Source organism: Neorhizobium galegae, assembly GCF_021391675.1.
Lineage (GTDB): Bacteria > Pseudomonadota > Alphaproteobacteria > Rhizobiales > Rhizobiaceae > Neorhizobium > Neorhizobium galegae_B.
Genome location: NZ_CP090096.1, coordinates 1,025,367 through 1,037,357 on the forward strand (window position 1 = coordinate 1,025,367; position 11,991 = coordinate 1,037,357).

An 11,991-nucleotide genomic window follows, 5' to 3' on the forward strand; every position below is an offset into this window, starting at 1 on the left:
CTTCCTTAATACCCGAACCAGGGACCGATGATGGCAAGCGGCATGCTGAGCCCCTTGATGAAGGCAAGGCTGCAGGCCGCACCGAGTCCGAGCCCGTACAAGGCTGATTTCACCGGCTGCAAAGGACGTGAGGCAAACGAGGAGATAAAGCAGCAACAGAAGACCGCTGGCAGCAATCCGCCGCCGCGAACGACCAGTCCAAACACCACGATCGCTGCAATGATGAACGTGACCTTCGAGGAATAAAGGCTCGGTCGCTCTTTACCGGTGTCATGTTTTTCTGCCGTAAAGGCGACGATAAGGCCCATGGCGATCAGGGCCGAGGCTACCAGGCCCGGAAATGCACCGGGACCGATTTTACGCCAGGTACCATAGGAGAGATCGAGGCTGCCCAACAAGAAAGCGGCGCCGATCAATACGAACAGGAGCCCTGCAATCAATTGCGGATTGAGACGTGAGGTCATGGGCATTCCTTTCCGTTGGACGCTTTCGATCGCGGGTCGGGAGCCAGATCCGGCGGGCGGTAGGCTCGCACCTCCGGCGGCTTGCCGATGAAGCGGGAAATCTCGACAAGGCACGAGTTCGGGCTTGGCCCCTGCGTGAGGCGGGAGGTCCCATGATCCGGCGTCAGTACGTTCGGATTGCCGTTCAGCTCCAGCGAACCCGGCTTCGAGGGATCCGCGGGATCGAACCAGGCGCCCGTCGCCAACTGCACGACGCCGGGCATGACGGCATCGGTAATGGCAACGACCGCCAGGCACGCACCGCGGGCGTTGGAAATGGTCACCACCTCGCCTTGCGCCAGGCCGCGAGCCGAGGCGTCGTCGGGATGAATGCGCACCGGCTGACGACCGCCGCTTTTGGTCCGGCGCGACGGCGCTGCATGGTCCCACTGGCTGTGTAGCTTGTCATGCGGCTGGCAGGACAGGAGATGCAGTGGATAGATGGCCGCCAGTTTGCTCCCAAGCCATTCGACCGGTTCCACCCACGCCGGGTGACCGGGGCAATCGGCATAGTCGAAGCCGGCAATGAGCTCCGAGGAAAGCTCAATCAGACCGGACGGCGTGCACAGCGGATGGGCAACCGGGTCCGCACGAAACGCGGCAAGGAAAGGCCGGTCCGCGTTTTGGCTTTCCACCTCGATCAGTCCCGTATTCCGGAACGTGGGAAAATCAGGTAGGGAAATGTCGCGCAACGCGGCGTTCGCCTGCGCCTCGGCATAAAGCTTCTCCAGCCATTCGGATTCGCTCAATCCATCCGTGAATGCCGCTTCAGTCCCCAGCCTTTTCGCGATGCGGCGCAGGATCTCGTGATCCGAGAATACGTCCGCAGGTGGTGCCGTCGTGTGTGTCGAATATCCGAGAAAACTGTCGCGACCGCTGGCAACCAGATCGTCGCGTTCCAGGAACGTCGCGGCCGGCAACACGATGTCGGCATGCCGGGCGTTGGCGTTCCACCAGTGTTCGTGAACGATGATCGTTTCCGGCTTCTGCCAAGCTTCGACCAGCCGATGAAGATCCTGATGATGGTGAAAAGGATTGCCACCGGCCCAATATATCAGCCTTATTTCCGGATAGATTCGTTTATTGCCATTATGGTCGTATTCCGTTCCCGGAGAAAGCAGCATGTCGGCAATCCGCGCGACCGGAATGTAGTCAGAAATTGCATTCTGCCCTTGCGGTAGCGACGGCCATTTCACGGCCGGCGCCGGCTGGCCAATACCCGATACGGATGCATAACCGAAACCAAATCCTCCGCCGGGCAGACCGATGCGACCCAGCAGCGATGCGACCGCGATAACCGCCCAATAGGCCTGTTCGCCATGGTCGGCGCGTTGCAGCGCCCATGCCATCATGATGAAGGTTTTTCGCGAGGCCATATTGCGGGCAAGGGTGAGGATGTCCTGCGCTCCAAGGCCGGTAATGCCGGCTGCCCAGGCGACATCCTTGATGACGCCGTCCACCTTTCCGAACAGATAATCCCGCAATGTCTCGAAGCCGACGGTGTAACGATCGATGAAACCCGTGTCGTGACGATTCTCCTGGATCAGCACGTGGGCGATGGCCAGCAGCAGGGCGGCGTCCGTCCCGGGTTTCAGAGCCATCCATTGGGCATCGAGCTCGCCTGCGGCGTCATCCCGGACGGGCCCGATGTTGATGAAATGGGCGCCTGCCTCTTTGCAATCAAGCAGACCCTGGCGGGTTTCATGGCGGGAAACGCCACCGGCATTGACCTGAGCGTTGCGAAGCGGCGTGCCGCCGAACATCACGATCAGATCCGCATGACCGACGATCTGGCTCCATGGGCTGTGGCCGGTGATCAACCCATCGGTGGAACCAATGACGTGCGGCAGGATGATTTCGCCGGCGGCATAACTATAGCTCTGGACGGAACGGACGGAACCGCCGTTCATGTTGAAAAAGCGTTTCAGCTGGCTTTGCGCATGATGAAATCGTCCGGCGCTCGACCAGCCGTAGGAGCCGGAAAAAATCGCGCCGTTGCCGTGCTCGTCCCTGACGCGGCGAATTTCGCCGGCGACCAGTTCGAGTGCTTCGTCCCAGGAGACCTCGACGAAAGCCTCGGCTCCCCGCCGCCCGGCACGATAGCCCGGTCCCTTTTCAAGGAAGGATCGCCTGACCGCTGGCCTGAGAATGCGGCACGGCGCTAGCCTGTCGGCTGGAAGCTCCCCACCGAATCGAACGGGATCGGGATCGCCCGCCATCGGACGAATGGCGCCATCTAAGCCATCATGACTGTAGAACCCCCAATGGGTTCCGACATGGCGCCGGTCTGCCGAAGGCTCCGAATGTTGCATGGTTTTCGGAGCCTTCGTCATCTTCATTCCACCTTGATGCCGGCTGTCTTGACGATCTTGCTGTAACGCTGTGTCTCGTCAACCACGAACGCCCTCAGATCGGCGCTGTTCTTGTACATCGGCTCGAAACCGAAGACCGTCAGCTTGTCCTTGAATTCGGTGGAGGTGACAACGTCCTGCAGGACCTTGCCGAGATATTCCGCCGCCTTTGGATCAAGATTCTTCGGTGCCCAGACGCCGTACCAGGAGAGCATTTCCAATGCAGGCATGCCGCTCTCGGCAACGGTCGGGACATCCGGCGCCAGGGGCGAGCGGGTCAGGCTGGTCACGGCGAGCGGCTTCAGCCGGCCTGCCTTGACATGCGGCAGGGACGACAGGATCGGGTCGGCGATCAGCTGCACCTGGCCGCCAATCATGTCGGTAAGTGCCGGACCGGCTCCCTTGTAGGTGACCACTTCAGTATCGACGCCGGCTTCACCCTTCAGGACTTCCACAGCCAAGTGGCCGGCAGAGCCATAACCGGAGGTGGCGAAGTTGTAGGAATCCGGATCCGCCTTCACCTCAGCGAAGAATTCCTTCAGCGTGTTCGCCTTGTCCGACGGATTGGTGGTGATCAGCAGCGGGCCAGCCGCGATGCCGCTAATATGCGTGAAGTCATTGACGACATCGAAAGGCACATTCTTGTTGATCAGCGGCGTGACCACATGGATCGACGCATTCAGCAGCAGGGTGTAGCCATCGGGAGCAGCCTTGACCACATCGGACGAACCGACCACCCCGCCGGCACCGCCCGCACGATTATCGACAACGAACGTCTTGCCGGTCTTGACCGAAAGCGTGGCGGCAAGAACGCGTGCAACGCCATCGACTGCACCGCCCGGCGGATAGGGCACGACAATGGACACAGGTCGACTAGGGTAGTCGTCCGCCTTGGCAAGGCCGGCCACCGGCAGCGTCATCGAAAGAAAAAGCAATGCTGTTCCGAAGCGATTCATAGATGGATTCCTTCTGGCTCCAAGAGGATGTATGCAGTCGAAAGTCATTGTATGTGTCGGCGGATCCTTCGCGGCGAGTCGCGGGAGGCAATCCGCCCGGTTCCGGCCGTCAGAACGTTCCGGGATATTGCCCGCCATCGATCAGCAGGTTCTGAGCGGTGACGAAGCCGGCATTCGCCGAGCAGAGGAAGGCGATGTAGGCGCCAACTTCTTCGGGACGTCCGTAGCGGCCGGCCGGATTCTGCGCCGCACGGGCGGCCCATATTTCGTCGAAAGAGCGACCGCTTTCCTGAGCAAGTACCTCGACGTGCTGGCGCTGGCCATCCGAAGCGACAATGCCCGGGAGTATATTGTTAATCGTCACATTATGGGCGATCGTCTGTCGAGCAAGGCCCGCGACGAAACCGACGAGGCCGGAGCGCGCCGCATTCGACATGCCAAGCTCGGCCTGGGCGATCTTGACGCTCCGCGACACGATGTTGACGATACGGCCGAACTCGCGCTCCATCATTCCGTCAACGGTCAGGCGCATCATGTCGATCGGTGTCAGCATCATCCGGTCGATGCCCCGCAACCAGTCCTCTCGAGACCAGTTGCGGAAATCACCGGGTAGTTCGCCATCGGCGTTGTTGACCAGGATGTCCGGGTTTGGGCAGACAGACAGAACGGCTTCACGACCGGCAAGCGTGGTAATATCGCCGACGACGGTGGTGACGCGGGCGCCGGTAACCGCTCGAATTTCTGCGGCTGCCGCCTGCAGTGTTTCGGGCGTCCGGGCGACGATGGTCAGATCCACATTCTCCCGAGCGAGAGCCATTGCGGCGGCCTTGCCCATGCCTCGGCTAGCGCCGCTAACGATAGCATTCCGACCGGAAATCCCGAGATCCATCGGCCGAGCCTCAAGCGGCCAAGGCCGAAGCGGGCTGCAGCTTCCAGCCATATTTCTTGTCGAGACCGAGATCCTGGACGATGCGAATGCCCTTTGCGAGCGCTTCGCCTTCAAGACCGGTCAATGGCCGCCGCAGTTCGCCAGCCGGCAGTCCGACAGCCTTCATCAGCGATTTCACGGCCACCGGGTTAATGGCCGAGTAATTGTAGTGCAGCAGCGGGAGAAGATTCAAATAGTTGTCGCGGAACCCTTCGGCTTCGACATAGCTCGTCCACGGACGCGACATGACCGCCACTTCGGCCGGGGCAATATTGCCGCCCATGTTTGCAGTGCCATGACCACCAAGGCTCATTGTTGGAACGACGAGACCGAGATTGGGGCTGTCGCAGCACATCACCGAAACATCCGGACGCGCGGCGAGAACCTGGGCAACCTGGCCGACACGCGCAGTGGATTCCTTATGAATGACGTAGTTCGGATGCTTGAAGATGCGCAGCAGGTGATCCCAGTGCAGGTCGCTCTTGACGCGCGGCGGGTTGTTGTAGAGCCCGAGAGGCAGGTCTGTTGCGTCGGCGACTTCCAGAAAATAGCCTTCGATGTCGGCTTCCGGGGCGCAGATATACGCTGGAGCGGCGAGAATGGCACCGTCTGCGCCGTTATCCTTGGCAAACTTCACATTTTCAATCGTAACGTCAGTGTTGTTGCCGGTGCAGCCAAAGAAGATCGGCATCTTGGCCGTTTTCATCTTCGACGTCTCGACGATGATTTTCTTCTTCTCCTCGGCCGACAGCATGGATACCTCGCCGGTCGAGCCCATGATCAAGACGGCGGACGTGCCGTTCGCCTCATGGAAGGAAAGCAATTCGCGGAATGCCCCCATATCGACGGCGCCTGACTTGTCAAATGGAGTGATCAAGGCAACGAAGGATCCAGTGATCTTGGGGGCAGCAGCAGTCATTGCAGGACTCCGTGAATGTTAAACAATGTTTGAAACATAATTTGAGGCGGGATGGAGTCAATGACTTTAATCGGTCAAATCGCCCAATAAACAAGCAACGGCCGGAGACTTGGAAAAAGCAGCGTGCGATTGAAGGGATAATTGGAAAGACCGTCTAATCCTGAAATATATGCCCTAGCCTTTTTCTCAAAAGGCAATAAAAAAGATAAATATCCAGCCTAGATCCCATTTTTAAATAGATACTGTAGTATATCTTATCTTGAGCGAGCTTCTCGCTGTAAGTTCGAAATTCGGGATTATCACCCGATGGCAGGCGCCTGAAATCCAGTGCAGATAAACCGCGAGAGCTGGCTGATGATCTCTTCGTCGTCATCGGTATCGCAAAGGCCGCCGGACAACTGCTTGAGGCGGTGCGATGCCGGGTCTGAATCGATCAGGACCTGCATGATGGCGCCAATCGAAAAATTGTAACGCCAGAAGATATCGCGACGCTGCATATCCGGTAGTGCTCGACTGAAGGCGTCGATAAAACGGAACACTGCAGGATCGACGCGGCGTATAAAAAAACGGTTGGTCGATTCACGCGGCCGCGAACGGACCTGCAGGATCAGCCGCGTCAGCGGACGGGCGCCCGAGGCATCGCGGCTGAACTGTACCATCGGTCGGACAAGAGCCCCGACGACCTCCTCCAAAATCGGGAATCTCGGCCGGGCTGAGGCCTCGCATTTTTCCAAAGCCTCTATTCGGGCATGCGTATAGGGCTCCATCATCAGGTTAAGCACTTCGCTGATGAGCTCTTCCTTGGAGCCGAAATAATAATTGACGGCAGCAACATTCACATCGGCCCGCCTCGTGATGTCGCGAACGGTCGCGAGATCGAACCCCTGCTCAATGAATACTTCGCGCGCGGCCGCAACAATGCGCTCTCGCGGCTCATCCGCGCGATCGACTTTGGACGTTTCGTTATATGCTTTTTTTGCCATACATCCCAAATTCTTTGCTTCGTGGCTATCGTCGTCGTTTTGTAGCGGACCAACGGGGGCCATCAAGTGCAATTTTGGGGAGCATGAGGATTTGTGGAATCATCATGAAGCTTCGCGCGTTTCGCTTTACTCATGGTCGTCGTCGGTCATGCCGGGAGATCGTTGCCGGAAAGCTGGGCAGGGAGCCGTCGAAGGACTGGGTGCCGGTTTGTGGCAGAAGGTATAGAGCCCCCCTGCTCCAACTGCATCTGCTGTCCTTGGCGAATGCTCCAAGACCACGCCTTTAACGGTGGGATCGAGGCCAATCACGCCCATGCCGAGCCGGATTGCATTGGCTGGATTAGGCGCGATGGACAATGACACGTTCAGCGCTCGAACCGCTCCAGCATCCTCTTCAGTTGTGCATTTTGCAGCTGAAGCTTGCTCGCCAATTGGGTCCGGAGCAGCCTGATCTCTTCATCAAGGCTGATCGCGTCGTCAGAAACGGCCGGAACGCCTGGAGAGGGAGGGGGAACGGCTTCAATCGGTTCCGTTGTCTTGCCCCGCCTGCTGCGCTTTCGCGTTGCACCCTCGCCAGTGTGCGAGGGTTTCAATGCGCCGTGTGCGACCGCACCTGCGTCATCGGACAAGGCCGGATCAGCGGCCTCCACGGGCCTGGCGCCCTCGATATCTGCCGTGCCGTGAACACCGCTTGCCGTTTCTTCGGAATGATCCGGGTCCGCCGACGCCGCCTCCGATTGTTCGTGAAGGGCTGGCTTTTCGTCGACCGGAGGATCCGCGGCATTCAATCCGTTGTCGGCGACCGTTTCAGTCGGTTTGGCGATGGCCAAAGCGTCCGGCTTCACGTCATCGGTCGAGCCCTGTTCTTGGCGCTGCTGACGTCGCGGTGACACAAGCCGGGCAAGAAGTTTCCATGGTGACGCCATTTTATTCGACCTCGTATTCTACCCCGCATGCAGGCTGCGAGCAAAAGCGTTGGCGGCGGGACTGGCCGCCGCCAAGATGTTCGTCTCGATATAGCCTTAAGAATGCGGCCAGCGCTTGACCGACGGCTGTCGATCAACCGAGGTTGAGCCGCTTTCGCAGATCGGCATTTTCAGCACGCAGCTTCTCGGCCAGCTGCTTGCGCAGTCTTTGGTTTTCCTCTTCCAGCTGCAGAAGATCCGCAAACTCATCGACTGCCGCCACCGACGGTGCGGTCGCAGCCTGCACGGCCTTCGGAGTACGTTTGACAGGCGCACGTTTGGCGCTTGTCACAGCCTCGTCGGACTTTGCCTTGCGACCTCTCTTCGGCTTTCCATCTGCGGCATTCGAAGCCGCTGCCGGTTGCGCCGAAACTGCGGCTGAGGCCGTTTCAGCGGCCGCCTTCCTGGCGCGAGGTTTGCGCTCCTTCTTCGGTGCGGGCGCCGCAACCGTCGGCGTGTCAGCGTCAGTCATCGTATTAATATCGTCGGCCATTATGGTCTCCTGTAAAGCCGATGCATTTGTCTGCTGCTCAATCGACGGTGTCAACAACGCCGCGGCCTGTTGTTCTCCGGCGAAAGACATTCCGGCGCTGCTAACCTCGGAAATTTCCGACAGGATTGGCATTGCCTCGTCCTGCAGATCTTGCGCGACGGACTTGAGATCCATGTCTCCCCAGATCGAGTTCGGATTGGAATTGAGTTTTCGCCGACCCGATTTGTATTCGACGGCAAAGCTGCGCTGGACTTTTTTCACTTTGAGAGGCCTTGGGTGTCTGCGGTGATGTTTCGGCGATGTCTTCAGCATCGCGACAAGCCCTGCAGATAACCCCTATCGCCCCGGCGGTCCAGACCCCTGACGATACCCGGCCCGAACGCGGTTCCGGATTGCCTCAGGTTACGCCCAAAGGGTCGCCCGGGCGATCTAGCGCTGGCTAGATGAAGCCGCCAGCTCGGTCGATCGTTGCCCGGCCGAAGCGCCAAGTCGAGGCACGTCTGACTTGACGCTTATCCAAACAACATCTTCAAATGATCGTTCAGGAACCGGCCCTTCGGATCCAAATCCCGCCTCAGCGCTCGAAATTCTTTGGCGCGAGGGTAAAGCCTTGTGACGTCGTGCGTGTCGAGGAAATGCATCTTTCCCCAATGCGGGCGAGAATTGTATCCGCCTAGAATTTGATCGACATCCTTCAGGAAGGGCCAGTAATCGATGCCCGGGCCACCCGACACCGACAAGGTGATGCTGTCCTGGCGGTGAAAGGGGCTCATCCATGCCGGATCGCCAGCCGTGAAGCGGTATTCGATCGGATAGATGCAGTTGGTGTGCTTGTTCAGCATCAGGTCCCGGACCGCCCTTATCGCGGTCTTGCCGTGTTCGAGAGGAACAGCATATTCCAGTTCGACGAAATTCGGCACGTATTCGATCGGATAGACCTCGGAACTGTAGGCGATCTTTTCGAATTCGCTCTCCATCGGAGCGGCGTCGGTGATGTCCATCACCTTCATCTCGCAGACATCGGCCAGTTTGTTCGTGCTCGATACCGCAGAGGTGTCGGGAAGGCAGTACAGATGGCGGCTTTCCGGCGTCGGGCACCAGAAGAAGCCGAAATGGCGGTGCCTGGAAGCCAGCTCGTCGTGACGCTCCATGCAGGTCTCGAAATCGTCCCGCCATAGACGCTCGTGCAGATTATAGGCGTCCATGACGTTGAGCGTCAGCGAGGAGATAACGCCGAGCGTTCCCACCGAGACCTGGGCTGCATGCAGCTTGTCACCGTCGCGACCGTCGATATCGAGGACATCCCCGGCCGCGGTGACGATACGCATGCCGGCAATCGATGAGGCCAGGTTACCGAGCTTGATCCCGGTACCGTGGGTTCCGGTGGTAAACGCACCGGCGACAGCCTGGCTGTCGATGTCGCCCTGGTTCATCAATGAAAGACCGTGTTCTTTCAGCGTCCTGCCGACTTCGTTTATGCGTGTTCCCCCTGCCACCGTGATCTGTTTCCGATCATGGTCGATGTTCTGCACGCCGCGCAGATTTGCGAGCGACAGCAACAGCCCGTTGGTGCCGACGACGGGCGTGAAGGAATGTCCCGAGCCCGAAACGCGCACCGCCAGATCACGCCTGTCGGCTTCGTGGACAAGCTCCGCCACTTCAGCTTCCGTTTCCGGCGATGCCTTGAATTGTGAAACGCAATATTGATTGCCGACCCAGTTGCGCCACAGGCCGCCTTTTTCCAGAGCCATGTTTCCCTCACATCGCTGTAAAACAATTATCGACAAACAGATGAGTACCGCTGACGAAGCTGGCGTCGTCACTCGCCAGATAGAGCGCCGCCTTGGCGACCTCGTCCGGTCGGCACATCCTGCCCTGCTGGGCCGCGATCACTGTATCCGAAACATCGACCCCGTAGCGGGTCAATTCCTCGACCTCCTTCTGGCCATGTGGCGTCTGGATGAAGCCGGGGCAAACCGCGTTGCAGCGGATGTTGTGGTCGCGAAATTCGACCGCGATCGCCCGGGCAAACATGTGGCACGCGCCCTTGGTCGTATCATAGAGAACTTCCATCGGTGTCGCGGCGACCGCCGAGATCGACGACGTGCAGACGATGGACCCGCCGCCCGCCTTGATCATGTGCGGCAGGACCGCACGGGTCATCAGGAACATGCTGCGGACATTGATGGCCATCAGCCGGTCCCAGTCCGCCACCGAGGTTTCGAGGAACGGCCGGACGATGATCGTTCCGGCATGATTGAACAGCACCGTTATCGGTCCGAGTTCACCGGAAATTGCGTCTACCGCCCGATTCACCTGCAGTTCGTCGGAAACGTCGGCTGGTGCAAATGCTACCTTTCGGCCTTCTTCACGCAAACGGGCGGCGACAGCCGCCCCCTGGCTATGCGGGAGATCGACAATCCCCACCGCCGCCCCCTCTCGCGCAAAAAGCTCGGTGGCGGCTAGGCCGCACCCACCCGCGCCGCCACTGATGAGCGCGATCTTACCGTCCAGACGACCAGCCATTCAACCTCCAACGATTGCTGATAACGGCCGATCGGTGGCTGAGTGGGGCTCTTTTCGAACCTCTTGTTCTCCGGCCGACGAAGGGCGGCTATACTCCTGCTTGATAGTAGCAAACTGGCCTAATTTTGCGCCGTGGTCTATTGCTGACTTGGCCCCAGCCCTATCACCGTTTGTCGTCGTCGGGATCTGTACCGAAATGCCTCGACGAACGCCGAGAAGGCCGGGGATGGGTTCCGTCGGCTGGGGTAGTAGAGGTGGTAGCCTTGGAAGGTCGGACACCAGTCCGAAAGCACCGACAGGAGCCGCCCGCTCTCCACGTGCGATCGAACGAGGTCGGTGGGCACGTAGGCCAGGCCGATACCATCCAGCGCGGCGTCGATCGCAGGCCCGATGTTGCTCAAGATGAGCGGACCCTCGACCCTCACGCTGAATTCATGTCCATCCCGCTCAAACTCCCAGGCATAGAGCATTCCCGACGTGGGTAGCCGCAGGTTTATGCAATCATGGTCCGTCAGTTCCTGCGGCTTCTTCGGCTGTGAGCGACGTTCGAAATATTCGAGTGATCCGACCACGGAATAAGAGACATCGGGGCCTACGCGCAGTGCCACCATGTCGCGAGCCACGGCCTCGCCGAGCCGAACGCCAGCGTCGAACTGCCGCTCGACGATGTTCGTGAAGCCGTGCCCTCAAGGTGAGGAAGAAAGGCAGCGGCCCGCCGGAGCGAACGCTCCGGTTCTTCGAACGGCTGTACCGGGCTGAAGGCAGGCGCGGAACGAAAACCCGGACAGAGGCGAAACGCCAGATCAATGCATTCTGATCGAGCGCGATGCCTTCCGATCACGCCCTGAAAGGCGGCGTCAACTTGCGGAGGAATCGCGCTTATTTTGATCCTCTCAACACGGCGATACACAGAGCAAGAAGTTTGCTCTGTGCAGGCGCTTTGGAATCGAAAGGTTAAGATGGAAGGATTATTTAAGTCCATAAAAAGGGTAATGACCGGGCAGATAATACGGCGATCTGACGTTCCTCTCATGAACGGAAAGTGCGTAATGTCCTTCCGCCTCAAGCAGGACAGTGACGGTGTCTTTGTGGTACTTGCCTCCAACGCCGCAGGCAACCATCAATACTACCCCTTCGATACAAACGAGTTCGAGAAGTTCGTCGAAGCTGCAATAGAAATTAGAGACGCGCTACACTCAGGCATCAATCAAAAACCGCCAGTTTGACAGGGCGTGTGGCCCCGCAACATCGCGGACACTCAGCAGCCAAATGTGTATAGAAATTCGCCCTTCCTTCGGATCCGAAGGAAGGCTGGCGCGTGACCTACAAGCGGCTCTGAGAAGTGGAAGGGCTCGCGAGGTTGCCCC

11 protein-coding genes and 1 pseudogene are annotated in these 11,991 nt (G+C 59.0%); 1 reads left to right on the forward strand and 11 read right to left on the reverse strand.

The window, feature by feature from the left end; genetic code table 11:
* Window positions 1–5: 5 nt before the first annotated feature.
* From LZK81_RS27570 to LZK81_RS27620, 11 genes and pseudogenes are all read right to left on the reverse strand, one after another.
* Window positions 6–464, reverse strand: a complete 459-nt coding sequence (locus LZK81_RS27570; protein ID WP_046607564.1) for a tripartite tricarboxylate transporter TctB family protein — start codon at window positions 462–464, stop codon at window positions 6–8.
* The gene (locus LZK81_RS27575; protein ID WP_326491523.1) at window positions 461–2,842 is read right to left on the reverse strand and encodes a molybdopterin-dependent oxidoreductase; all 2,382 of its coding nucleotides are present in this window, start codon (window positions 2,840–2,842) and stop codon (window positions 461–463) included. Before LZK81_RS27575 ends, LZK81_RS27570 begins: the two co-directional genes overlap by 4 nt.
* Complete coding sequence (locus LZK81_RS27580) at window positions 2,839–3,810, reverse strand: Bug family tripartite tricarboxylate transporter substrate binding protein (RefSeq protein WP_233957191.1); 972 nt, start codon at window positions 3,808–3,810, stop codon at window positions 2,839–2,841. Before LZK81_RS27580 ends, LZK81_RS27575 begins: the two co-directional genes overlap by 4 nt.
* A 109-nt stretch (window positions 3,811–3,919) precedes the next feature.
* On the reverse strand, window positions 3,920–4,699 hold the full coding sequence (locus LZK81_RS27585) for an SDR family oxidoreductase (RefSeq protein ID WP_233957193.1): 780 nt from the start codon (window positions 4,697–4,699) through the stop codon (window positions 3,920–3,922).
* A gap of 10 nt (window positions 4,700–4,709) precedes the next feature.
* Entirely contained in the window at window positions 4,710–5,657 is a 948-nt protein-coding gene (locus tag LZK81_RS27590; protein ID WP_046612278.1) for a 4-hydroxy-tetrahydrodipicolinate synthase family protein, read from the reverse strand.
* A 299-nt stretch (window positions 5,658–5,956) separates the two neighbouring features.
* Window positions 5,957–6,640, reverse strand: coding sequence for a TetR/AcrR family transcriptional regulator (locus LZK81_RS27595; RefSeq protein ID WP_233957195.1), 684 nt, complete (start codon window positions 6,638–6,640; stop codon window positions 5,957–5,959).
* Window positions 6,641–7,005: 365 nt separating this feature from the next.
* Entirely contained in the window at window positions 7,006–7,566 is a 561-nt protein-coding gene (locus LZK81_RS27600; protein WP_233957197.1) for a hypothetical protein, read from the reverse strand.
* 133 nt (window positions 7,567–7,699) lie between these two features.
* Complete coding sequence (locus LZK81_RS27605; protein WP_233957848.1) at window positions 7,700–8,359, reverse strand: transcriptional regulator; 660 nt, start codon at window positions 8,357–8,359, stop codon at window positions 7,700–7,702.
* A gap of 251 nt (window positions 8,360–8,610) precedes the next feature.
* On the reverse strand, window positions 8,611–9,849 hold the full coding sequence (locus LZK81_RS27610; RefSeq protein ID WP_233957199.1) for a D-arabinono-1,4-lactone oxidase: 1,239 nt from the start codon (window positions 9,847–9,849) through the stop codon (window positions 8,611–8,613).
* 7 nt (window positions 9,850–9,856) lie between these two features.
* Window positions 9,857–10,624, reverse strand: coding sequence for an SDR family NAD(P)-dependent oxidoreductase (locus tag LZK81_RS27615; RefSeq protein ID WP_233957201.1), 768 nt, complete (start codon window positions 10,622–10,624; stop codon window positions 9,857–9,859).
* A gap of 137 nt (window positions 10,625–10,761) precedes the next feature.
* Window positions 10,762–11,307 (reverse strand): annotated as a pseudogene (locus tag LZK81_RS27620) (LysR substrate-binding domain-containing protein); the annotation flags it as partial.
* Between the two features lie 366 nt (window positions 11,308–11,673).
* On the opposite strand from LZK81_RS27620, the gene LZK81_RS27625 reads away from it, so the two are divergent.
* On the forward strand, window positions 11,674–11,850 hold the full coding sequence (locus LZK81_RS27625) for a hypothetical protein (RefSeq protein ID WP_233957203.1): 177 nt from the start codon (window positions 11,674–11,676) through the stop codon (window positions 11,848–11,850).
* Window positions 11,851–11,991: the final 141 nt, after the last annotated feature.